We start from the raw sequence: 23612 nt of genomic DNA on the forward strand, positions 1-23612 counted from the left end.
GGGCCGCCGCTTCATAACGAACGGGCCCCTGTGCCGCAGGGTTCTGCGGCACAGGGGCCCGTTGGGCTACTCATCGGTACGAACGAGCGGGCTACTTCTTGCCCTTGGCCTCGCCGGCCGACTCGTCCGTCGAGAGCACGGAGATGAAGGCGTCCTGCGGGACCTCCACATTGCCGACCATCTTCATCCGCTTCTTGCCCTCCTTCTGCTTCTCCAGCAGCTTCCGCTTACGGGAGATGTCACCGCCGTAACACTTGGCGAGGACGTCCTTGCGGATGGCGCGGACGGTCTCACGGGCGATGACCCGGGAGCCGATGGCCGCCTGGATCGGCACCTCGAAGTTCTGCCGCGGGATGAGCTTCTGCAGCTTGGCGACGAGCCGCACGCCGTACGCGTACGCCTTGTCCTTGTGCGTGACCGCGGAGAACGCGTCGACCTTGTCGCCGTGCAGCAGGATGTCGACCTTGACGAGCTGGGCCGACTGCTCGCCGGTGGGCTCGTAGTCGAGCGAGGCGTAACCGCGGGTCTTGGACTTCAGCTGGTCGAAGAAGTCGAAGACGATCTCGGCGAGCGGCAGGGTGTAGCGGATCTCGACCCGGTCCTCGGACAGGTAGTCCATGCCGAGCAGGGTGCCGCGCCGGTTCTGGCAGAGCTCCATGATCGCGCCGATGAACTCGCTGGGGGCCAGGACCGTGGCGCGCACGACGGGCTCGTGCACCTTGTCGATCTTGCCCTCGGGGAACTCGCTCGGGTTGGTGACGATGTGCTCGGTGCCGTCCTCCATCTCGACGCGGTAGACCACGTTCGGGGCGGTGGCGATGAGGTCGAGACCGAACTCGCGCTCCAGCCGCTCACGGACCACGTCGAGGTGGAGCAGGCCGAGGAAGCCGACGCGGAAGCCGAAGCCGAGCGCCGCGGAGGTCTCCGGCTCGTACACCAGGGCGGCGTCGTTGAGCTGGAGCTTGTCCAGCGCCTCGCGCAGGTCCGGGTAGTCCGAGCCGTCCAGCGGGTACAGCCCCGAGAACACCATCGGCTTGGGGTCCTTGTAGCCGCCGAGCGCCTCGGTCGCACCGTTGCTGAGGGAGGTGATCGTGTCACCGACCTTGGACTGCCGGACGTCCTTCACACCGGTGATGATGTAGCCCACCTCACCCACGCCGATGCCGTCGGCCGGGGTCATCTCCGGGGAGGAGACACCGATCTCCAGCAGCTCGTGGGTGGCGCCCGTGGACATCATCCGGATGCGCTCGCGCTTGTTGAGCTGGCCGTCGACGACACGGACGTAGGTCACGACACCGCGGTACGAGTCGTAGACCGAGTCGAAGATCATCGCGCGGGCGGGGGCGTCGGCCTTGCCGACCGGGGCGGGGACGTCCCGGACCACGCGGTCGAGCAGGGCGTCCACGCCGACGCCGGTCTTCGCCGAGACCTTGAGGACGTCCTCCGGCTGGCAGCCGATGAGGTTCGCCAGCTCCTCGGAGAACTTCTCGGGCTGCGCGGCGGGCAGGTCGATCTTGTTGAGCACCGGAACGATGGTGAGGTCGTTCTCCATCGCCAGATAGAGGTTGGCGAGCGTCTGGGCCTCGATGCCCTGCGCCGCGTCGACCAGCAGGACGGTGCCCTCGCAGGCGGCGAGCGAACGGGAGACCTCGTAGGTGAAGTCCACGTGGCCCGGGGTGTCGATCATGTTGAGGACATGGGTGCTGCCCTTGCCCTCCGCGGTGGTCGGCGCCCAGGGCAGACGGACCGCCTGGGACTTGATGGTGATTCCGCGCTCGCGCTCGATGTCCATCCGGTCGAGGTACTGAGCGCGCATCTGCCGCTGGTCGACCACGCCCGTCAGCTGAAGCATCCGGTCGGCAAGGGTCGACTTGCCGTGGTCGATGTGCGCGATGATGCAGAAGTTGCGGATCAGCGCCGGGTCGGTACGGCTCGGCTCGGGCACGTGGATAGGAGTCGCGGGCACGCAGGGTCCTGATTCTTGAGACGCCGAACGCCGTGTCTCGGGTCGATGTCGGGTCGGTCGGATCAATACGTAGCTTCCATCGTCCCATGGTTGCGGGGCAGGGACCGGTTTGGGCCGGTCGGAGGGTGACTGGTACCGTTGACAGCTGTGCCTCGTGGCTCTCGCGAGCGGCGTGGCGCACATCGAAGATCCAACGAACCTGAAAAGGCTCTTTCGTGGCGAACATCAAGTCCCAGATCAAGCGGAACAAGACCAACGAGAAGGCGCGCCTGCGCAACAAGGCCGTCAAGTCGTCGCTCAAGACCGCGATCCGCAAGGCCCGTGAGGCCGCCGCTGCCGGTGACGTCGAGAAGGCCACCACGGCCGTCCGCGACGCCTCCCGTCAGCTCGACAAGGCTGTCTCGAAGGGTGTCATCCACAAGAACGCCGCCGCCAACAAGAAGTCGGCGCTGGCCTCCAAGGTTGCCGCTCTCCAGGCCTGAGCTTTCTGATGTGAACGCCGGTACGGATCCAGCGGGCCCTCTCTCCCGCTCCTGACCGGCACCCCGCGCCGCACACCGAACCTGCGTTCGCCACGCGGGTGCGGCGCACCACAGCGTGAACCGGAAGCCCCGGTCGCCCGTCCTCCCCAGGACGGCGACCGGGGCTTTCGCGTGGTCGCGCTGCCTTCCTCGTGGTCGCGCCACCTTTCGCGTGGTCGCGCCACCTTTCGCGTGGTCGCGCCGCCTTTCGCGTGGTCGCTGCTGTGGCTGCCGCTCCGGCTCCTGCTCCTGGTGCTGCTGCCGACGGACGGCCGGGAGGGGCGGCTAACGCCCTGAGCGCGCCGCCCGTGCGATCGCTACGACGGCCTTCTCCAGGGCGTACTCCGGATCGTCCCCGCCGCCCTTGACCCCCGCGTCGGCCGCCGCGACGGCCCGCAGGGCCACGGCGACCCCGTCCGGCGTCCAGCCACGCATCTGCTGACGCACCCGGTCGATCTTCCACGGCGGCATGCCCAGCTCACGGGCGAGGTCGGCGGGCCGGCCGCCCCTGGCCGAGGACAGCTTGCCGATCGCCCGCACTCCCTGGGCCAGCGCACTGGTGATCAGGACCGGCGCGACCCCGGTCGACAGCGACCAGCGCAGCGCCTCCAGCGCCTCCGCGGCCCGGCCCTCGACCGCCCGGTCGGCGACGGTGAACGAGGACGCCTCGGCGCGGCCCGTGTAGTAGCGCCCGACGACCGCTTCGTCGATCGTGCCCTCGACATCGGCGACCAGCTGGGACGCCGCACTGGCCAGCTCCCGCAGATCGCTGCCGATGGAGTCGACCAGGGCCTGGCAGGCCTCGGGGGTCGCGGAACGCCCCAGCGCCCGGAACTCGGACCTCACGAAGGAGAGCCGCTCGGCCGCCTTGGTCGTCTTCGGGCAGGCCACCTCACGCGCCCCGGCCTTCCGCGCGGCGTCCAGGAGGCCCTTGCCCTTGGCACCTCCGGCGTGCAGCAGGACGAGGGTGATCTCCTCGACCGGCGCGTTCACATACGCCTTGACGTCCTTGACGGTGTCGGCGGAGAGGTCGTGCGCGTTGCGCACGATCACCACCTTGCGCTCGGCGAAGAGCGAGGGGCTGGTCAGCTCGGCGAGCGTGCCGGGCTGCAACTGGTCGGAGCTGAGGTCGCGGACGTCCGTATCGGCGTCGGCGGCACGGGCCGCCGCCACCACCTGCTGCACCGCACGGTCCAGGAGGAGGTCCTCCTGGCCCACGGCGAGCGTGACGGGGGCGAGCGGATCGTCGGCAGAATTCTTCCTGGTGGCCATCGCGTTCCAGCATCCCACGCCCCACCGACAGCACGGGTCCGCCGGGGTCCCGCGCACTCCTCCCCGTACCGGAGAATGGGCAGGTGAGCGATGTGAGACATGTGCTGGTGCTGCCCGACCGCGATGCCGCGGAGGAAGTGGCCGGAGAGCTCGCCGACCGTTTCGGGGTGAGTGAGGAGCCGCAGCTCGTACGGGACGCGCTGGCCGGCGAGGACGACGCCGAGGACGCCCAGTGGCTGGTGGTCGTGGAGGACCCGGCCGGGCGGCTGGACTCCGCCTCGCTCGACGCGTTCGCCGCGGAGTACGAGGGGTGGCTGGAGGCCCCTTAGGGCGTGTCCGTCCCGGGCCGCTCGGCCGCGTGCTCGCCGAGGAACGCGCCCGCGTGGGCGGCGGCTTCCTCCTTCGTGGCATGGCACGTGGTGTCGTCGGTCTCACCGCGCGTTCCGTCGGCGCCCCGCCCGGTCCACCGCCAGCCGCCGGACACCGGGTCCGGCACCAATTCCGCGGTGCCGCCGCAGAGTTCGAGGGTGCTCGCCCGCGCGGCCACCGGCCTGTCGATGGCATCGGGCCACTTCTTGCGGGCACCCTGCCGGGTGATGCCCCAGGCGGCGCCCATCTGCTCATAGCTCGCGCCGTAGGAGCCGGCGGTCCTCGCCGCCATCGCCGTCAGCCGCTTGACCTCGGCGTCCACCACCTTCCAGGTGGCGAGAACCGACAGGGTCACGTCGATGGGGTCCGCGTCCCACATCCGCTCCTCGGGCAGCCCGGTGGCTCGGGCTCGCATGGCCGAGGCGAGCGGGTTGAGCGCGTCCAGGAGGGCGGTGTCGAGGGCTGCCTGTTCCGCTTCGGTGATCTCCGATGCCGTCATGGCGACAACCATAGTTACCAACTGCGAGTTTGGTAACCATGGTTCCCGTTTGGCATATGCCAGTTCAAGCCTTGGGGACGATCTGGATGTCCATGTCGATGGAGATGCTGGAGCCGACCGCGGCGATCCCGCGGGCGAGCATCGTCTGCCAGGTGAGGGTGAAGTCCTCACGGTGCAGTTCGGTGGTGGCGCGGCAGGCGGCGCGAACCTCCCCCTCCAGCCCGTTGCCCACACCGAGGTACTGGGTGTCCAGCGTCACCGTGCGGCTGACGCCGTGCAGCGTGAGCGCACCCGTGACCCCCCAGCGGCTGCCGCCCCGGTGAACGAAGCGGTCGCTGTAGAACTCCAGGGTCGGGAAGCGCCCGACATCGAGGAAGTCACTGGAGCGCAGATGGTCGTCGCGCATCTGGACGTTGGTGTCGATCGACGCGGCATCGATGACCACATGCATGGCGGAGTCCTCCATGCGGTCGGCGATCCGTACCGCACCGGCGAAGTTGTTGAACCTGCCGTGGATACGGGCCATGCCGATATGACGCGCCGTGAAGCCGATCTGGGAGTGGCTGGGCTCGACCTCCCACTCACCGGGGTCGGGCAGCTGCGGGGGCTGCGCCACCTGGAGCGTCACATCACCGAGGCTCGCGTGCCCGTCCTCGGAGACAACCGCCGCCCCGTGGAACGGCGTGAACCCCTCGGCCGTGACCGCCAGCCGGTAATCGCCCGCCGGAACAGTGGCCAGGACCGTGCCGAACGGGTCGGTCTCACCGGCGACGACCTTGCGCCCCGCACTGTCGGTCACGACGTACTCGGCCTGCCGCACCGGCTCGTTGACGGGGTCCAGCACCCGACAGCTGAGCACGCCCGCGGCCCGGGGCACCACCAGCCCTGCGAGGGCTCCGCCGCGCGCGGCACCCGTCCGACTTCTGTTTCCCAGCCAACGGCCGAACATCTCTCACGCACCCCAGTGACGGTTCACACTTCGGGGCCCCTGACGGCAGGACGTCGTTGTCGGAGCAGCGGCCCGCCGACGAGCATGCATTCGACCACTGATGCGACGTTCGAGGCAAACGGAGCTCTCGGAGCGGGTTGTGCGGAGGAATCACTGAAGGTCCCAATTGACTGTTCCGCTACCGAGTGCCCCCTTTCGCCGGTGCCCCCCACTCGCTACATCATGAGCGGCCCACCGCCCGCAGTTCCCTCCCCGCCCCCGTCACGGCGATGGCGCCGTCCCTGTCGGTACGCAGCACCCTCGCTCCCCCGGCCCTGAGCGCGTCGACCGTACGGGCCGACGGATGGCCGTACGGGTTGTCCGCGCCGCAGGAGATGAGAGCCAGCCCCGGCCGTGCGCTGCGCATCAGCGCGGTGTCCTGGAACGCGGAGCCGTGGTGCGCCACCTTGAGGACATCCACCCGAGGAAACGCCGGATACGTACGCAACAGCCCCTGCTGGGCCGGAGGTTCGAGATCTCCGAGGAGCAGCAGCGTCGGCCCTCCCGCCACCCGGACGTACAGAGTCACGCTGGAGTCGTTCGGCTCCTCCGTCACAGCGCGCACCCCCGCAGCTCCAAGCAACGAACCTCCTGGCACCACGCCTCTTGACACCGCATCTCTTGACACCGCGCCTCTGGACACCGCACCGCCCGTCACCGCCTCCGCCGGCACCGCTCCGGCCGGGCCGCCGTCCGGCCAGAGGACGCGCCAGTCGAGCGGTCCCACGCGGCGGCGCTCCCCCGGAACGGCCCGCACCAGCGGAACTCCCGCCAAGGCCGCCGTCCTCCGGACAAACGCGGCCTGTTCCGGTGGCTTGTCGAGGCTCGTCGTCTGGATCGCGCCCACGGTCCGGCCGCGCAACGCACCCGGCAGCCCCCGGACATGGTCGGCGTGAAAGTGAGTGAGCACGAGCAGCGGCACCCTGGTGATCCCCAGATCTCTGAGGCACCGGTCCACCGGCCGGGGATCGGGTCCGGTGTCGACGACCACCCCCGAGCCCTCCCCGGCGGCAAGCACCATGGCATCGCCCTGCCCGACGTCACAGAGCGCGAACGCCCAGTCGGGCGGTGGCCAGCCGGTCAGGATCCGGGTCAGCGGCACCGGTCGCAGCAGCGCGAGGACCAGAAGCAGCGCGGCGGAGGCGCAGACCCACGGATGGCGGGCCAGGCGCCGGGCGGACAGTACGGCCAGGCCCGTGACCCCGGCGAGCAACGCGGCACCGGCCCATCCTCCGGGCCACTCGGCCTCCGCTCCGGGCAGGCCCGCCCCGGTCCGGGCCACGGACGCGATCCATCCGACCGGCCACCCCGCGACCCTGGCCAGCACCTCGGCCACCGGTATGGCCACCGGGGCCACCGCCAGCGCGGCGAACCCGAGAACCGTCGCGGGCGCCACGGCGAACTCGGCGAGCAGATTGCAGGGGATCGCCACCAGGCTGACCCGCGAGGCGAGCACCACGACCACGGGCGCGCACACCGCCTGGGCGGCAGCGGCAGCGGCCAGCACCTCGGCGAGCCGGGGCGGAACCCGTCGCCGTCGCAGGGCCGCGCTCCACCGGGGCGCGAGCGTGAGCAGCGCGCCCGTGGCCAGCACGGACAGCAGGAATCCGTAACTGCGCGCCAGCCATGGGTCGTACAGCAGCAGAAGCAGAACAGCCGCCGCCAGGGCGGGAATCAGCGATCTGCGCCGCCCCGTTCCGATGGCGAGCAAGGTGATCATGCCGCATGCCGCCGCGCGGAGGACGCTCGGTTCGGGGCGGCAGACAACGATGAACGCGAGCGTCAGGGCACCGCCGATGAGCGCGGTCGACCGCAAAGAGAGTCCCAACCGGGGTGCCAGGCCGCGTCGTTCGGCACGCAGAGCGGTCCCGGGTGGCCCGATGAGCAAGAAGAGAAGAATCGACAGGTTGGCTCCGGACACGGACAGCAGGTGGGTGAGGTCGGTGGTCTTGAACGCCTCGTGCAGATCGGGCGTGACCCTGGAGGTATCGCCGACCACGAGGCCCGGGAGCAGCGCCCGCGCGTCGGCGTCGAGCCCGTCCGCCGCGTTGCGCAGCCCGGCGCGCAGAGTCCCCGCCGTGCGCTGGAGAGGCGACGGGTCCCCGGTGATGCGGGGTGGCGTCTCCCCCTCCACCCGTAGTACGGCGGCGATGCGTTCCCCCTCGTGCAACGGCGGCGCGAGGCGGCCGGTGAGGCGAAGCCGGGTGGACGGCAGCAGCCGCCGCCAGGGCGTCACGGCGTCGCCGGGCGAGACCATGACGAGGACCGGCGTGCGGCCCCGGGTGACGGCACCGTCCGCAGCGGTGACCCGGATGACCTCGGCGTCGAGCAGCAGTGTCACAGGGGTGCTGCGGTCACCGCGGACCTGCGGCCGGGCCTGCCGGGGATCGGAGGTGATGGTCACCTCCGCGTCCACCCGCCCGTGCGACAGCGCCAGAGCGGGAACGGGCCCCCGCCGCACATCCGCCCCGTGCAACCCGGCGACCGCCGCCCCCGCAGCCGCGCACAGCAGGACGGCTCCCGCGGCGGCGGCTCCCGTCCGTCCCGGCCGGTCCACCGAACCCCGCTGGTCCCCCGGCGCCGACGGGTCACCCGAGGCCTGCCGGTCACCTGACGCGCGCCGGCCCGCCGAAGCCGGCCGGCGCGACATGGCCAGGAGCACCAGAGCCACGCCGCCGCAGACCGCGGCCGCTCCCGCCGCCCATCGCCCCGGCGCTCCGAGGCCGAGCGCCGCAGCGGCCCAGACCGCCAGCGCGGGCGGAACGAGCCGCAGATCGGCCGCCCCTTCCTGCCGAGGGTCCGGGATGCCCAGCCGTCGCCCCGACGCCCTGTGGATGCCTACGCCCGCCCCGGGGGGCACCTCGGGCTCCGCCCCGGGCACCGCCTCGCGACCGCTCATCGCCGGACCAGAGGCTCAAGGTCCGCGAACCGGCGGTCGCCGATCCCCTTGACCTCACGGAGTTCGTCGACGGAGCGGTAACCGCCGTGCTCGGTGCGGTAGTCGACAATGTGCTGCGCGAGGACGGGGCCGACCCCGGGCAGGGTTTCGAGCTGCTCCGCGCTCGCCGTGTTCAGGCTCACCGGCGCTGTCGCCCCCGGCGGCCCGGCAGGCGTACCCCCACCGCCGCCCGGTGTCCCGGAGCCGGGCTGAAAAGCGACCGGGCCCACCACCACCTGCTCGCCGTCCATGAGAACCCTCGCCCTGTTGATGCCGGTGACATCCGTGCCCTCGCGCACGCCCCCGGCGGCCTTCAACGCGTCGGTGACCCGCGAACCCGCCGGCAGGCTCCGGACACCCGGCCACCGCACTTTGCCGCTCACATCGACGACGATCCGCCCACCGGCATCGGCTGCGGCCGGCTGTCCCCGGCCCGTCCCCATGGGCGGTGCGGCGGCGTCGGAGCTCGATGGCTCCCGCACGGCCGCCGATACCGCTTCGCCTCCCTTCATCAGCTCGGGAGCACGCACGGGCTGCGGGCGGACGGACCAGAAGTGCACCGAGGCGAGAACTGCGGCTCCGACCAGCACTACGGCGAGCGCGGCGAACGTCTTCGGCTCCAGTCCACATCGAAGCCGCAGCCAGAGCGGCAGCCTGTCGCGGAGTGCGAGCACCGCCCCCATCCGCCGTGACAGGCACGTGCCCTGTCCGGCGGGGGGTGGCGCGAGGGGTGAGGCGGCACCGGGGCGGTCCGGAGGCGCCGAACCCCGTAACGGCCGTGCCCCTGTCCGCGTCCGCGGACCCGCCTCCGGTCCGGGCCGCGCCGAGGTCTCCGTCACCGGGTCCGCCGCCGCAGGCCGCCCGCGCGCGCCGTCGTAGGCGCTGATCAGCAGCGCATCCGCCCGACGGCGCGAGGCGGCGGCAACGGCTGCGGCTTGTCCGCGCGAAGACCGCCGTCGGCCATGACGGGCACCGGGTCCTCTGCCCGCCGCGCCACTGGGCCCCCTGCCGGGACCATGCCGCGCGCGACCGGAACCGGAGGCGGGACCGGAAGCAAACCCGGGAGGACGTAAGGAATCAGGAGCAGGACCATCGGCAGGACCGGGACCAGGAGCAGGACCGGGATCGATTGCGGAGACAGAAGTCGGCGGGGATGCGGAAGTCGGTGAAGATGCGGAAGTCGGCGGGGAAACGGTGGGCGCTTGAGGTGATCGAAGGGCCATGCCTCACGACGTTAGACACATCCGGCCGAACCCGCCGAGCAGCCCCGATTCCCGTGGATAACTGCCCAGTTGTGGATAACCTCGCCACTCCTCCGGGTGTATCTGCCTCCCGCGCCGCCTCCCGCTCCCGCTCCCCCTCCAGCGGCCCCGGTTCGGCGGAAGTCGCCGGCCCAGCGGCCTCAGCGCGGCGAGATCACCACGCCCAGCAGCCCCGGCCCTGTATGTGCCCCGATCACCGCGCCCACCTCGCTGACGTGAAGATCGATCAGTCCCGGAATCCGCTCGCGCAGCCGCTCGGCCAGCGCCTCGGCGCGGTCCGGCGCGGACAGATGGTGCACGGCGATGTCCACCGAGCCCACTCCGGCCCGCTCGGCGACGATCTCCTCCAGGCGTGCGATGGCCTTGGACGCCGTCCGCACCTTCTCCAGCAGTTCGATCCGGCCGCCGTCCAGCTGGAGGATCGGCTTCACCGCGAGCGCGGAGCCCAGCAGCGCCTGTGCGGCTCCGATGCGGCCGCCGCGGCGCAGATAGTCGAGCGTGTCGACATAGAAATACGCGGAGGTTCCCTCGGCCCGTTTCTCCGCCGCCGCGACCGCCTCGTCCAGGCTGCCGCCCGCATCCGCCGTCTCCGCCGCCGCCAGGGCACAGAATCCCAGGGCCATCGCGACCATTCCGGTGTCCACCACGCGTACCGGCACGGGGGCGTGCTTGGCAGCGAGCAGCGCGGCGTCGTACGTACCCGAAAGCTCGGCCGACAGATGCAGGGACACGATCGCGGTCGCCCCGGCCTCTGCCGCGGCCCGGTACGCCGCGGCGAAGACCTCGGGGCTGGGCCGCGACGTCGTCACGGAGTGCCGTTTCTGCAACGCCAGGGCCAGCGAGCGGGCCGAGATCTCGGTGCCCTCCTCCAGCGCCTGATCCCCCAGGACGACGGTCAGGGGCACTGAGGTGATGCCGTGCCGTTCCATCGTCTGGTGCGGCAGATGGGCCGTTGAATCGGTGACGATCGCGACATGGCGGGACATGAGCCGGAGGTTACCTTCCGGGGCGGGGGCGCGGCAGCCCGGCCCCGGCCCGCTGATCGTTCCGGGCCGCCCCGGAACGCATCCTGCCACTCCAGCCCGCCGAGGACATCGCGGGCCCCGCCTGCCGTGCCGGGCGTTGCGGACGCGTCAGTTGGTCGTCTCCGGCCTGGCCGACTTCTGCCAGGGGTAGCCCGTCTGCAGTCGTGGGTCCGGCGCTGTGATCGCCTGTGGTCCCTCCGCGTGTGCCGGGCCCGGCCAGGTCTCCTCGGCCGTACTGCCATTCCCGGGCCCTGCTCCCGCGCCCGTGGCCGCGCCCTTGCCCGTCCCGGAGGACTGCGAGGGCCCGGAGGACTGCGAGGGCCCGGAGGACTGCGAGGGCTGTGCGTGCTGCGTCTGCGGGTCCTCCACCGTCCAGTGCCGCAGTGCTCCGGCCTCGACGTCGATCTGCGCGTTCAGCGCGTCCAGATCGTCCTCGCTGAACCGCTGTGCGCGGTCGCGCGCCGCCCACCGCAACGAGTCCGCCGAGTGCGTGATCCGCTCCGTGCGTTCCTTCAGCTTCGGCAGCAGCGCGGCGACCGTGGCCCGGTCCGGCTCGCGCTCCAGCCGCTTCAGCTCGTCGTCGAGCTCGCGTCCGTGCACGCTGAGCCGCTGGAACAGTCCCAGCGACTCCGAGAGCGAGGCGTCCTCGGCCAGGCCCGCCTGCAGCGCGTCCTGCGTCGCCCGCATGGACGTGCGCAGATCGAGCCGCAGCTGTGCGAGTGTGCCCGCGACGCCCACCTGTCCGAAGCTCTTGGCCCGCAGGGTGGTGTCCTCCACCGTGCGGCGCGCCTGTGTGATCGTGCGGTCCACGCCACGCTTGGCCGCGCCGATCGCCTTGACACCGGCGTATACGCCCAGCGCGACGAACGCGACGAAAAGAAGCGCCACGATCGTGATCACGGCTTCCATGAACGCCCCTCGGTAGGTCGATGCGGCTGCCGGTACCGGTGCCCCCCTCCACCGTAAACGGAACGGGCAGGCCAGGGGTTCCTTCGGAACCCCCAACCTGCCCGTAGGGGAATGCCCTGACCGTGCACCGAGCCCCTCACGAACCATGCGGCGCGGTCATCACGAACCGCGCGACGCGGTCATCACGCGGGGACGATGTTGACCAGCTTGGGTGCGCGGACGATGACCTTGCGGATCCCGGCCCCGCCCAGCGCGGCGACAACCGCCGGATCCGCCAGCGCCAGCGCCTCCAGCTCCGCGTCCGCGATCGCCGGGGACACCTCCAGACGAGCCCTGACCTTGCCCTTGACCTGCACGACACACGTCACGGTCTCGTCCACGACATACGCCGGGTCCGCCACCGGGAACCCCTCGTGCACCACCGACCCCGTATGCCCCAGACGCCGCCACAGCTCCTCCGCCACATGCGGCGCCAGCGGCGCCACCAGCAGCACCAGCCGCTCCGCCACCGACCGCGACAGCGGACCCCCCGCCTTCGTCAGATGATTGTTCAGCTCGGTCACCTTCGCGATGGCCGTGTTGAAACGCATCTGGGCCATGTCCTGGCCGACCCCGTCGATCGCCTTGTGCAGCGCACGCAGCGTCTCCACACCCGGTTCCGTGTCCACGACCGTGACCTCACCGGTCTCCTCGTCGACAACATTGCGCCACAGCCGCTGCAACAGCCGGTACTGCCCCACCACCGCACGCGTGTCCCAGGGCCGCGACACGTCCAACGGACCCATCGCCATCTCGTACAGACGCAGCGTGTCCGCCCCGTACTCCGCACAGATCTCATCCGGAGTGACCGCGTTCTTCAGGGACTTGCCCATCTTGCCCAGGACCCGGCCGACCTTCTCGCCCCCGTAGTAGAACGCCCCGTCGCGCTCCTCCACCTCCGCGGCCGGAACCGCGATACCACGGCTGTCACGGTAGACGAACGCCTGGATCATCCCCTGGTTGTACAGCTTGTGGAACGGCTCGCTGGAGGAGATGTGCCCCAGATCGTGCAGCACCTTGGACCAGAAACGGGCGTACAGCAGGTGCAGCACCGCATGCTCGGCACCACCGATGTACAGATCCACACCGCCACCGGGCCGGCCCTCGCCCGGCCCCATCCAGTACTCCTCGATCGCCGGGTCGACCAGCCGCCGGTCGTTGAACGGATCCAGATACCGCAGCTCGTACCAGCAGGAACCCGCCCAGTTCGGCATCGTGTTCGTCTCACGCCGGTACTTCCGCGGCCCCCTCCCGTCACCCAGATCCAGAGTGACGTTCACCCAGTCCGCGTTCCGCGACAGCGGCGGCTCCGGCCTGGAGTCCGCGTCCTGCGGGTCGAAGGTCCGCGGCGAGTAGTCCTCCACCTCCGGCAGCTCCAGCGGCAGCATCGACTCCGGCAGCGCATGCGCCACACCCTCCTCGTCGTACACGATCGGGAACGGCTCACCCCAGTACCGCTGACGGCTGAACAGCCAGTCCCGCAGCCGGAAATTGACCGTCCCCTCACCGACACCGCGCTCCGCCAGCCAGCCGGTGATCCGCGCCTTCGCCTCGACGACACCCAACCCGTCCAGCGAGACCTCCTCGTTCGAGGAGTTCACCAGCTTCGCGTCGGACGAACCGAACGCGTCCTCCCACACCGACGGATCCGTACCCCGGCCGTCCGACGGCTCCACGACACACCGCATCGGCAGTTCGAAAGCACGCGCGAACGCGAAGTCCCGGGCATCGTGCGCCGGGACAGCCATGATCGCGCCGGTGCCGTAACCCATCAGCACATAGTCCGCGATGAAGACGGGCACCTCCTCACCACTGACCGGGTTCGTCGCGTACGCACCGGTGAACACACCCGTCTTGTCCCTGGCCTCCGCCTGCCGCTCGACCTCCGACTTCGCCGCCGCCTGCTTCCGGTACGCCGTCACCGCCTCCGCCGGACTCCCGTACCCACCCGTCCACACCGGCGGCGTACCCTCCGGCCACGCGGCCGGAACGATCCGCCCGACCAGATCGTGCTCCGGGGCCAGCACCATGTACGTCGCACCGAACAGCGTGTCCTGCCGCGTCGTGAACACGGTGATACTGCCCGCACCGTCGACCGGGAAGTCCACCCGCGCACCCTCGGAACGCCCGATCCAGTTCCGCTGCTGCAGCTTGATCGCCTCGGGCCAGTCCAGCCCGTCCAGATCATCCAGCAGCCGGTCCGCATACGCCGTGATCCGCATGTTCCACTGACGCAGCTTCGCCTTGAACACCGGGAAATTCCCGCGCTCGGAACGCCCGTCCGCCGTCACTTCCTCATTCGCCAGTACGGTGCCCAGGCCCGGCGACCAGTTCACCGGCGCGTCCGACGCATATGCCAGCCGGTACCCGCTCAGGACCTCCGCACGCTCAGCCGCGCCCAGCGCATCCCACGCACGCCCATCAGGCGTCGCACGCACCCCGCTCTCGAACTGCGCCACCAGCTCCGCGATCGGCCGCGCCCGGTCAGCCTCCGTGTCATACCAGGAATTGAAGATCTGCAGGAAGATCCACTGGGTCCACTTGTAGTACTCGGCCTCGATCGTCGCGAACGAGCGGCGCTTGTCGTGGCCCAGGCCCAGCCGGCGCAGCTGGGCCTTCATGTTCTCCATGTTGGCCTCGGTGGAGACCCGCGGGTGCGTGCCGGTCTGCACGGCGTACTGCTCCGCCGGCAGCCCGAAGGCGTCGAAGCCCAGGGTGTGCAGGACGTTGTGGCCGGTCATCCGCTGGTGACGGGCGTAGACGTCGGTGGCGATGTAGCCCAGGGGGTGGCCGACATGCAGACCCGCGCCCGAGGGGTACGGGAACATGTCCATGATGAACTTCTTCGGCTTGGCGGCCAGCTCCGGGTTGTCCGCCAGGTCGCCGGTCGGGTTCGGCGCCTCGTACGTCCCCTCGGCGTCCCAGAAGTCCTGCCAGCGTGCCTCGATGTCGGCGGCCATCGCCGCCGTGTAGCGGTGCGGCGCGGCCGTCTCGGCTGCGGAATTCGTCTCGCTCATGATCCTCAAAGCTCCATCGATCGTCATCTGCCGGCGTCCACGTCTACGGACACGCGTCTACGGAAACGAAAAATCCCCTCGCACAGGAGGGGACGCCGCGCCGATTCCGACCAGGCATTCTCACCGGTCGGGACTGATCAGCGCGGCTCACTAAGCAGAAGGCGTACGGCACGCATGGCGTCAGGGTACCGCACGGGCCCGGAGCCGCGCCGGGAGCGACCGGCCCGTGGACGGCTCCGCCGGGGTCACCGCAGATGCCTTCGGCGTGCGCGGGACGACAACGAGAAGCGGGCCACCCGATCCGGATGACCCGCTTCCCTACTGTGGAGCTAAGGAGAATTGAACTCCTGACCTCCTGCATGCCATGCAGGCGCTCTACCAACTGAGCTATAGCCCCTTGTTGTCCGCCGCCCGGTTTCCCTTGGCGACATCGAGAACATTACACGGTCCCCCCGGTCCTCCACCAAATCGTTTCCCATCTGAACCGTTATGCCCGAATTTCACTCAGGCCGCCATGGAGGTTCAGGCCGTCGCGAAGGAGTAGAAGCGCTTGAGGGTGCAGTGCTCCTCCAGGAGCCGCCCGTAGATCGGCTCCCCTTCCAGCTCGCGGTAGGTCTCGATGGGGTCGCCTTTTATGATCAGCGCCCGCGCGCACTCCTCGCACCAGTACTGGTACTCCGGATTCACCGGGTCCATGTCCCTGACGATGGGCGTACCGCTGCCGCACCAGTCGCACTTACGCCTGTGTGCACCCATCAGTCAGCTCCAGCTGTGGCCGCAGGCCGTACACACGTATGAGACCCCGCCGTCGCCACCCAGCGCTTGGGCCACGTGGGACGAACCGGGGGACGGGCAGCCGGGACGGGATCGGTCTTCGGGAGTTACGGAGCCGGCGGGCGGGGCGGGAACAACGGGCAGGTCGGGGACCTGTTCGCGACTCGCAGGCATCGCGCTCCCTCCCGATCGGTCCATCGCCCCCTCCGGCGCTCCGATTCTGCCATGACCCCGCAAGAGGGTCAGCCCGCGAACGGACGGAGAGCGAACGAAGGGCGGGCGGGAACAGTCGGAGTGCGGGTAGGAGCGGTCGCGGTACGGGCGGGAGCAGCCGGGGTACCGACGGCATACGGGCAGCGCCGGACACACGCAAAAGATCCCGCCCCTGAAAGGGACGGGATCTTGATTGTGGAGCTAAGGAGAATTGAACTCCTGACCTCCTGCATGCCATGCAGGCGCTCTACCAACTGAGCTATAGCCCCGCTGTCCGCTGTGTTTCCCTGCGTTTCCGCGCTGCGAACAAGAAGAACTTTAGCGTGTGACCAGCCAGAAAGTGAAATCCGGCCGGTGCCGCCCCGGGACGGCCTGCGGGCACCGCCTAGTCGTCGTCGCCGAGCACCGGCTCGGGCAGCGTGCCGGCGTTGTGTTCCAGCAGGCGCCAGCCGCGCGCACCCTCGCCCAGCACGGACCAGCAGCAGTTGGTGAGCCCGCCGAGCCCTTCCCAGTGGTGCGCTTCCAGGCCCAGCAGCCGGCCGATGGTGGTCCTGATCGTGCCGCCGTGGCTGGCCACGACCAGCGTGCCCCCGTCGGGCAGCTTCTCGGCGTGTTCCAGGACGACCGGGGCGGCCCGGTCGGCGACCTCGGTCTCCAGCTCGCCGCCGCCCCTGCGCACGGGCTCGCCGCGCTTCCAGGCCGCGTACTGCTCGCCGTACTGTCCGACGATCTCCTCGTGCGTCAGGCCCTGCCAGGCACCCGCGTACGTCTCGCGCAGCGCGGAGTCGTGGGCGACCGGGAGGCCGGTGACGGCGGCGAGCTCAGCGGCCGTGGCCGCCGCCCGCCGCAGGTCCGAGGCGACGATCGCGTCCGGCTTCAGCGAGGCGAGCAGCCGGGCGGCCCGACGGGCCTGCCCGACGCCGGTCTCGGTGAGTTCGATGTCCGTGGAGCCCTGGAAACGGCGCTCCAGGTTCCACGCCGTCTGGCCGTGTCGCCAGAGGACGATCCTGCGGCCCCTGCCGCTGCTGCTGCCGTTCAGCTCCGGTCACCTTCCGTGCCGCCGTTGAGCTGGGCGTGCTCCTCGGCCTTGCCCCGGGTCTTGACGGCGTCCTCGGGGAGCGCGATCTCGGGGCAGTCCTTCCACAGGCGTTCGAGCGCGTAGAAGACACGCTCCTCGCTGTGCTGAACGTGGATCACGATGTCGACATAGTCGAGAAGGATCCAGCGGGCGTCGCGGTCGCCCTCACGGCGCACCGGCTTGGCGCCGAGCTCCTTCTGCAGCCGCTCCTCGATCTCGTCGACGATCGACTTGACCTGGCGGTCGTTCGGGGCCGAGGCCAGCAGAAAGGCATCGGTGATGGACAGCACATCGCTGACGTCGTAGGCGATGATGTCGTGCGCGAGCCGGTCGGCGGCCGCCTGAGCGGCGGCGTTGATGAGCTCGATGGAGCGGTCCGTGGCGGTCACATGCAGGCTTTCGTCGGCGGTCAGATCAACCTCTAGGGTCTCACGGACCGCCGACAGCCCCTACTGCGATCTGCCGCCGCGCTCTTCAAAGGCCGGCGCGGGGCGCCGGCCTCCGGGCCGTCCGGCCCTCCCCGCCCTCCTACTTGATCTTGTAGTCCTGGCCGAGCACGACCGTCACGTCCGCGTTCGCGGCGGGTTTGCCCTGCTTCACGTCCTCCTCGGACAGCCCCAGGGTCTTGGCGACCTCCGCCGCCTTCGCCTTGTCCTCGGCGGTCCGGTACAGCACCTCGGACGACGCCTCGGCGTCGGCCTTCCCCCCGTCGACATAGGCGTAACCACCGTTGACCAGCTGAACCCGGGCCCTGTCGCCGGCGGCCGCGTTTCCGGTGGCGTTCCGGACACCGACCCGGACCGGCGCGCCCTCTTCCGGGGCCTTGACCGCGCCGCCCAGGATGTCCTTGACCACGCTTTCCGTGGCCTCGTCGGAGAGGGTGCCGTCGTCGTGGACCGGCAGGAGCTCCGTCTTGTAGTCCCCGACCTTGGCATGCCCCGCCAGTTTGGCCAGGGAGGCGCCCAGGTCCTGCTCGGGCAGTGACGGGTCGAGGATCTGCGCCAGCGTCTCCACGGTGACCGTCGCGGCCTTCGGGTCCTCGGAGAGCTTGCGCAGCACACCCCGTACGACCGCGCCGAACCGCATCAGCTGCTTCGCCTCGGGCTCGCCCTCACCCCGGTAGGTGGCGTACGCGACGGCCATCGGACCGCTCAGCGTCTGGGCTTCGCCCTTGTTCACGAGGGGCGAGGCGCCCTTCTTGGCATCGGGCACATCGGTGTCGGTGTCGATCTCGATGTTGCCGACCAGCTCGACGAGGTTTTCCAGGTACGGGGTGTCCAGCCGCCACGTACCGCTGATCCTGGTGCCCAGGAGGCTGTCTATCGACTCACGGGTGCCGGTGCTGCCGTCGTCCTCGACGGACTTGCCCAGCGTGGTGGTCGTGGCGCCGTCGTCGGAGGCGACGGCGAGCGAGTTGGGGAGCAGGACGGTGGTGCCCTGCTTCGTGGTGGTGTTGTCGACGAGCAGCGCCGTGGAGGTGCCGCCCTTCTTGGTGTCGTGCAGATGGACCACGATGACGTCCCGCTGCTGCGGGCCGGCGGTGGTGCCGTTCTTCCCTTCCGAGCCGGAGAGGCCGGGCAGCTTGTCCGCGGACCAGAGGTAGCCGACCCCGCCGACGAGCACGAGGGCGACGACCACGATCAGCGCGACCATCCGGTTGCGGCCCTTGCGCCGTGCTTCCTCGCGCCGTTCGCTGCGGCTCTCGGTGAACTTCAGCCAGTCGATGACGTCTTCGGAGTCCTCGTCGGGCTCCTCGATGAACGAGAACTGCTCGGTGCGGTAGTCGGCGGCGGGACGCCTCTGCTCCGGCAGCACGGGCTCCGGTTCCGGTGCCGGATCCTCGGCGGGTTCCTCGGCCGGCCGGGCGGGCGCGGAAACGGGAGCGGCAGCGGGAGCCGAGGCCTGCGCCTGGGGCGGGGCGGCTCCCTGATGCGGGATGTTCCACTGTTCGGCGGTGTCGACCGCGACGGGCTGCTGGGCGGTGCTGTACCCGTAGTCGGTGTAGTTCCCGTAGCCGTACCCCTGGTCGGCGGCCTGTCCCTGCTGGGGCTGCTCCGCGTAGGGGTCGTACTGCTGGGCGTGCTGGGCGTGCTGCGGCTGGTGCGGGTACTGAGGGTGTTCCGGTTGCTGCGGCTGCTGCTGCGCCTGTTGGGGCCGGCCGTACGGGTCGTAGCCGTACCCCTGGTCCGGAACCTGGCCCTGCTGGAATTCCTGGCCCTGCTGAGGGGCGTAGGGGTCGTACTGCTGCTGCCCCTGCTGCTGGTACACCGGCTGCCCGTACTCGTCGTAGCCGACGATCTGCGGCTGCTGGTAGTACGGGTCGTACGGGTTCTGTCGGTCGTTCACCGGTGCCCCTCTCCGTGGCTCATTCGCCGCGGTACAGCTGGCGCTTGTCGATGTAGCGGACCACACCGTCCGGCACCAAGTACCAGACCGGATCCCCCTGCGCGACCCTCCCGCGGCAGTCGGTGGACGAGATCGCCAGTGCCGGAACCTCCACGAGGGAGACTCCTCCCTTGGGCAGTCCGTCATCCGTGAGCACGTGACCCGGCCGGGTCACACCGATGAAGTGGGAGAGCGAGAACAGCTCCTCCGCGTCCCGCCAGGTGAGGATCTGGGACAACGCGTCGGCGCCGGTGATGAAGAAGAGGTCCGCGTCGCCATGGACCTCGCGCAGGTCCCGCAGCGTATCGATCGTGTATGTCGGTCCGCCACGGTCGATGTCACTGCGGCTGACCGAGAACTGCGGGTTGGACGCCGTGGCGATGACCGTCATCAGATAGCGGTCCTCGGCCGGGGAGACCTGCTTGTGGCTCTTCTGCCACGGCTGCCCGGTGGGGACGAAGATGACCTCGTCGAGATGGAACTGGGCGGCCACTTCGCTGGCCGCCACCAGGTGTCCATGATGAATCGGGTCAAACGTCCCGCCCATCACGCCGAGTCGGCGCTTGACGCGGCCGGTAGGCACTTCCTGCTCTCCCATGCGTGCAGAGCCTACTGGCACGGTTGTACGCCCCCGCCTCAGCGGTCGCGGTTGAAGCGGGTGGTGACCCACAGCAGGAACAGCAGCGCGAAGAGGGCGCCACCACCGGTCAGGTAGGGGTTGAGGCTTTCGTGGTTGCCGCCCTCGCCCCCCTCGGAGGCGAGAGTGACCAGCTGGTGTGCGGTGCTCGTGAGGCTCATCTTCAGCAGGACCTATCGATCGGGAGTCGGAAGGAAGACGTCGGGCACATCGTATGCGGGCGCCCCGGGCACGCTCACGCCGACTCAGTCGTTGTTGTCGTCGTTGCGGTATCCGCGCAGCAGGAACCAGGCGAGCAGGGCCGCTCCGACGATCGAGACGAGCAGCACGATCCGAAGGGTGTTGCCCGGCCCCTGCTCCTCGGATGCGGCGGCGAGCAGTGCGACGGTGTGCGGCATTTCGGGCGCTCCTCAAAGTTATCCACAGCCCCCCGCACACCGTAGCGCCAGCACATACGCTGGGATTTGTCAGGGGGACGGGCAACGTCTCGTACGAACAGGGGGCCATCCATGACCGACAGCAGTCACGAGAACGTGCCGAGCAGGCAGCGCACGCGATTCCCGGGAATCTCCTCCCGGGCGTACGAACACCCGGCGGACCGTTCGGCGCTGGTCGCCCTGCGCAAGCTGAGCGGTTTCGACACCGTGTTCAAGGCCCTGAGCGGGCTGCTTCCGGAGCGCAGTCTGCGACTCCTCTTCCTGTCCGACTCCGTCCGGGTGAGCGACGCGCAGTTCACCCACCTCAACGACATGCTGAGGGACGCCTGTTACATCCTGGACCTGGAGAAGGTCCCGCCGATGTACGTCAACCAGGACCCTCAGCCCAATGCCATGTGTATCGGGCTCGACGAGCCGATCATCGTGGTGACGACGGGTCTGGTGGAGCTGCTCGACGAGGAGGAGATGCGGGCGGTGGTGGGCCACGAGGTGGGCCACGCCCTCTCGGGGCACGCGGTGTACCGCACGATATTGCTCTTCCTCACCAACCTGGCGCTGAAGGTGGCCTGGATTCCGCTCGGCAATGTCGCGATCATGGCGATCGTGACGGCGCTGCGCGAGTGGTTCCGCAAGTCCGAGCTGTCCGCGGACCGGGCCGGGCTGCTGGTCGGTCAGGACCTCAAGGCCTCGATGCGGGGTCTGATGAAGATCGCCGGTGGCAATCACCTGCACGAGATGAACGTGGATGCCTTCCTCGCACAGGCCGACGAGTACGAGAAGGGCGGCGACCTGCGCGACTCCGTGCTCAAGATCCTCAATGTGCTGCCCCGGACGCACCCGTTCACCACGGTGCGGGCCGCCGAACTGAAGAAGTGGTCGGAGACCCGCGACTACCAGCGGATCATGGACGGCCACTACCCGCGGCGCGACGAGGACAAGGACACCTCGGTGACGGACTCGTTCAGGGAGTCCGCCTCGCACTACGCCGAAACGGTGCGCACCAGCAAGGACCCGCTGATGAAGCTCGTCGGCGACATCGCCGGTGGTGCGGGAGACCTGGGCGGCAAGCTGCGCGACAAGTTCACCGGCGGAGGCAGCGGCGGCGGTCCCGCTAAGGGGTCCGAGGGGTCCGGCCGCCCTCAGGACCCTGAGGAGGGGCCGGCGACGGCGGGGAGCTGATCGCCAGCGTCCCGCACAGCGCCCCCGTGGGCCGGCCCGAGGTGTACGGGTCGGTACCCGCCGGTCCGCGGTCGTCCGTCCGTTCCCCGGCGAGCAGCGGACGCAGCGCCCCCGCGGTGTCCGCCGAGCAGGACTGCGGCCCGGCCTGCACATAGGCCTCGCGCAGCTCCGTCCGGTGCAGCCGCAGGTCCTCCCGGTCGAACCGGAAGTGCAGCTCGCGCCGCACGGTGAACAGGGAGGCGTCGCCCGTCTCGTGGGATCCCCCGGCGGCGGAGCGCAGGGTGTACGTGAAGGTGTGGTCCGAGACGACTTCCAGGGTGCCGCCTTCCGCCTCGGCGTAGGAGAGGGTGCCCCGGACCCGGACCTGCGGGTCCGCCAGCTCCGCGTCCGCCGGGTCGAAGCGCACCAGCCAGCCGGTCGCGGCGTGCTGTCCGTCGTCGGCGGGGGCCTTCATGCTCCGCTCGAACTGGGCCGTCTGGTCGGGGTCGAGCAGCTGCTCGACGGGGCGCAGGGCGTGACCGCCCAGGACGTCGGGGTTGAGCGAGGACTCCACCAGGTAGTCCTTGGCCGTGGCCAGGGCAGCCGTCACCTGGCTGTCCGAGAAGTTCTGCGTCCGCCGCACCGCGGGGAAGTTGATGCCCTCGGCACCCGTCGGGTATTCCGCGGCGGGGCTTGTCGCGTAGAGGCGTTCGGGGGTGCCGCCCGGCACGGTGCCCCGGGGCGCGAGGGGGACCACGGTGGACCGCAGGGTTTCGGCGCGCCGGGCGGCGGGCTGGGGGTACGGATGGCGGAACCCGATGTAGACGGCCAGGGAGAAGGCCAGGGCGATGAGCACGACGAGGGCTATGGCGGCCCTGGAGCCGCTCCGGGAAGGGCGGGAAGGGTGTCCGGGAGGGAGGGAGCGGACCGCGCGGGCGTGCTCGCCCATCCGTTCCTGGGCGGAGAACTCCTGCAGCCGGGCAGCGCGGACGAACGATTCGTCGAAGACGAGGGAGCGGTACTCGTCCTCGCCGCCCGCGGGATTCTCGGGCGGGCCTTCCGGTGGATCTCCGCGGCCTGTCATGACTTCTCCCGATCTCCACACCACCGGCCGAGATCGGTGTGCAACGGTCTGCTTCGGCCTGGAGGCGTACGGCAGTGAGAAGCCCCCTCGGAAGAGGGGCCATATCTTCAGGGTAGGTCGATCGGCCCGGACGTAAACGCGGAGGCGGGGGGCAACTGGCCGGGAGACGGTGGGGCGAACGGGTGAGCCGACGCGTGAAGGCCCCGCGGGAGCCGGTTCAGGGGGTGCGCGGTACCGCGGAGACCGCCGGACGGGAGGAGTCGGCCGAGGCGGAGGGAGCGGCACCGGGCCTCCCGGACCCCGGTTCGGCGGCACCGGGCTTGTCCACGCCGCTGGTCACCGGCGGCGGGAGCGGTTCGCCCCGGCCGGGCGAGGAGCCGCGGTAGACGGCGGTGAAGGCCAGCGCGACCATGCCGATGCCCATGACCAGGGCGAGCAGCCAGGCCACCGGGCGGTGCCAGCGTGCGGCGCCCCGGTACGGGCGCAGGGAGCCTCCGTGGCGCCCGTAGGGGCCCCTGTCGGCCGAGTCGCCGTAGTCGGGGTCCAGCGGGTCCTCGTACGCCCTCCCGCGGCCGTACGCGCCGTCCCGGCCGTAGTCGTCGTAGAGGTCGTCGTCCATGGGGCCGACGCCGCGGCGTGAGCGGGCCGCTTCGGCCTCGGCACGTGCCTGTGCGGCGGCGAGCAGTCTCTCGACCGCGGTGGGTTCATGGACCGGTGCGGCCCGTACGAAGTCCTCGTCGAACACCACGGCGGCGAAGTCCTCGTCCGCGCCCCCGCGGTCGTCGTCGGGCTCCCAGCCGTCCGGGAACGGCTTGCCCCCCACGTCGTCCGGCACAGCTTCAGCGTAGCCCCGGTGGGGCGGTTTGGGCAGGGATCACCGCAAACTCACCCGCCCCGTCCACCCCGTCCGCCCCACCGGACGCCCGCAGAATCACGGGGCCCGGCGGAATGCCGCTCGTGCGCCCGCCCGGGTGACGCGTCCGCACGAGCCCTGACGCCCTGGGGCCCCGGGGCCCAGGACCCGCGAAGCCCCCGGGGCCC

Annotated in this window: 22 protein-coding genes and 2 tRNA genes; 3 read left to right on the forward strand and 21 right to left on the reverse strand. The window is 70.4% G+C overall.

All coding sequences use genetic code 11. The features are described from left to right. Positions 1-91 precede the first annotated feature (91 nt). Positions 92-1966: a translation elongation factor 4 gene (gene lepA, locus OHA98_RS31555; protein ID WP_266930568.1), complete on the reverse strand. Its 1875-nt coding sequence runs from the start codon at positions 1964-1966 to the stop codon at positions 92-94. 215 nt (positions 1967-2181) lie between these two features. Between lepA and rpsT the strand changes: the two genes are divergently transcribed. Next, positions 2182-2448 (forward strand): 30S ribosomal protein S20, encoded by a 267-nt coding sequence (gene rpsT / locus OHA98_RS31560; RefSeq protein WP_030077886.1) that lies wholly within the window; start codon positions 2182-2184, stop codon positions 2446-2448. Between the two features lie 324 nt (positions 2449-2772). Here rpsT and holA read toward each other — a convergent pair whose 3' ends face one another. Beyond that, complete coding sequence (gene holA, locus OHA98_RS31565) at positions 2773-3759, reverse strand: DNA polymerase III subunit delta (RefSeq protein ID WP_266930570.1); 987 nt, start codon at positions 3757-3759, stop codon at positions 2773-2775. A gap of 83 nt (positions 3760-3842) precedes the next feature. On the opposite strand from holA, the gene OHA98_RS31570 reads away from it, so the two are divergent. Further along, on the forward strand, positions 3843-4088 hold the full coding sequence (locus OHA98_RS31570; protein WP_266930572.1) for a hypothetical protein: 246 nt from the start codon (positions 3843-3845) through the stop codon (positions 4086-4088). On the opposite strand, the gene OHA98_RS31575 is transcribed toward OHA98_RS31570, so the two are convergent. The 17 genes from OHA98_RS31575 to OHA98_RS31655 form a co-directional block, all read right to left on the reverse strand. Further along, complete coding sequence (locus OHA98_RS31575; RefSeq protein ID WP_266930574.1) at positions 4085-4627, reverse strand: hypothetical protein; 543 nt, start codon at positions 4625-4627, stop codon at positions 4085-4087. The genes OHA98_RS31570 and OHA98_RS31575 overlap by 4 nt on opposite strands. Before the next feature lie 64 nt (positions 4628-4691). Continuing rightward, entirely contained in the window at positions 4692-5576 is an 885-nt protein-coding gene (locus OHA98_RS31580) for a YceI family protein (protein ID WP_266930576.1), read from the reverse strand. Positions 5577-5796: 220 nt separating this feature from the next. Continuing rightward, the gene (locus OHA98_RS31585) at positions 5797-8514 is read right to left on the reverse strand and encodes a ComEC/Rec2 family competence protein (protein WP_266930577.1); all 2718 of its coding nucleotides are present in this window, start codon (positions 8512-8514) and stop codon (positions 5797-5799) included. Further along, positions 8511-9227, reverse strand: a complete 717-nt coding sequence (locus OHA98_RS31590) for a ComEA family DNA-binding protein (protein ID WP_323179657.1) — start codon at positions 9225-9227, stop codon at positions 8511-8513. The genes OHA98_RS31585 and OHA98_RS31590 overlap by 4 nt, the downstream gene beginning before the upstream one ends. Positions 9228-9955: 728 nt before the next feature. Further along, positions 9956-10801, reverse strand: a complete 846-nt coding sequence (locus OHA98_RS31595) for a DegV family protein (RefSeq protein ID WP_266930579.1) — start codon at positions 10799-10801, stop codon at positions 9956-9958. Between the two features lie 147 nt (positions 10802-10948). Next, positions 10949-11749 carry a hypothetical protein gene (locus OHA98_RS31600; RefSeq protein WP_266930580.1) on the reverse strand — a complete coding sequence of 267 codons (801 nt, stop codon included), beginning with the start codon at positions 11747-11749 and terminating at the stop codon, positions 10949-10951. 182 nt (positions 11750-11931) lie between these two features. Beyond that, a complete protein-coding gene (leuS, locus tag OHA98_RS31605; RefSeq protein WP_266930581.1) occupies positions 11932-14805 on the reverse strand; it encodes a leucine--tRNA ligase in 2874 nt (957 codons plus the stop codon). Positions 14806-15129: 324 nt separating this feature from the next. Next, positions 15130-15202, reverse strand: a tRNA-Ala gene (locus OHA98_RS31610). Positions 15203-15327: 125 nt separating this feature from the next. After that, positions 15328-15561: a hypothetical protein gene (locus tag OHA98_RS31615; RefSeq protein ID WP_073216832.1), complete on the reverse strand. Its 234-nt coding sequence runs from the start codon at positions 15559-15561 to the stop codon at positions 15328-15330. A 3-nt stretch (positions 15562-15564) separates the two neighbouring features. Next, a complete protein-coding gene (locus tag OHA98_RS31620; protein ID WP_266930582.1) occupies positions 15565-15753 on the reverse strand; it encodes a hypothetical protein in 189 nt (62 codons plus the stop codon). Positions 15754-15988: 235 nt separating this feature from the next. Beyond that, a tRNA-Ala gene (locus OHA98_RS31625) sits at positions 15989-16061 on the reverse strand. Positions 16062-16177: 116 nt separating this feature from the next. Next, a complete protein-coding gene (locus OHA98_RS31630; RefSeq protein ID WP_266931002.1) occupies positions 16178-16831 on the reverse strand; it encodes a histidine phosphatase family protein in 654 nt (217 codons plus the stop codon). Next, complete coding sequence (gene rsfS / locus OHA98_RS31635) at positions 16828-17259, reverse strand: ribosome silencing factor (protein ID WP_073765960.1); 432 nt, start codon at positions 17257-17259, stop codon at positions 16828-16830. Before rsfS ends, OHA98_RS31630 begins: the two co-directional genes overlap by 4 nt. A 139-nt stretch (positions 17260-17398) precedes the next feature. Continuing rightward, positions 17399-19216: an LCP family protein gene (locus tag OHA98_RS31640; RefSeq protein ID WP_266930584.1), complete on the reverse strand. Its 1818-nt coding sequence runs from the start codon at positions 19214-19216 to the stop codon at positions 17399-17401. 19 nt (positions 19217-19235) lie between these two features. Further along, on the reverse strand, positions 19236-19853 hold the full coding sequence (nadD, locus tag OHA98_RS31645) for a nicotinate-nucleotide adenylyltransferase (protein ID WP_266930586.1): 618 nt from the start codon (positions 19851-19853) through the stop codon (positions 19236-19238). Positions 19854-19891: 38 nt separating this feature from the next. Further along, the gene (locus tag OHA98_RS31650) at positions 19892-20053 is read right to left on the reverse strand and encodes a hypothetical protein (protein WP_266930587.1); all 162 of its coding nucleotides are present in this window, start codon (positions 20051-20053) and stop codon (positions 19892-19894) included. 84 nt (positions 20054-20137) lie between these two features. Then, entirely contained in the window at positions 20138-20290 is a 153-nt protein-coding gene (locus tag OHA98_RS31655) for a hypothetical protein (protein WP_198953220.1), read from the reverse strand. A 111-nt stretch (positions 20291-20401) separates the two neighbouring features. Here OHA98_RS31655 and OHA98_RS31660 point away from each other — a divergent pair, with 111 nt between their 5' ends. Next, complete coding sequence (locus tag OHA98_RS31660; protein WP_266930589.1) at positions 20402-21508, forward strand: M48 family metallopeptidase; 1107 nt, start codon at positions 20402-20404, stop codon at positions 21506-21508. Here the strand turns inward: OHA98_RS31660 and OHA98_RS31665 are convergent. Together OHA98_RS31665 and OHA98_RS31670 are read right to left on the reverse strand one after the other, a co-directional pair. Further along, positions 21441-22571, reverse strand: a complete 1131-nt coding sequence (locus OHA98_RS31665) for a hypothetical protein (protein ID WP_266930590.1) — start codon at positions 22569-22571, stop codon at positions 21441-21443. The two genes, OHA98_RS31660 and OHA98_RS31665, sit on opposite strands and share 68 nt — an antisense overlap. Before the next feature lie 217 nt (positions 22572-22788). Then, a complete protein-coding gene (locus OHA98_RS31670; RefSeq protein ID WP_266930592.1) occupies positions 22789-23406 on the reverse strand; it encodes a hypothetical protein in 618 nt (205 codons plus the stop codon). Positions 23407-23612: the final 206 nt, after the last annotated feature.

Source organism: Streptomyces sp. NBC_00654, from assembly GCF_026341775.1.
Classification (GTDB): domain Bacteria; phylum Actinomycetota; class Actinomycetes; order Streptomycetales; family Streptomycetaceae; genus Streptomyces.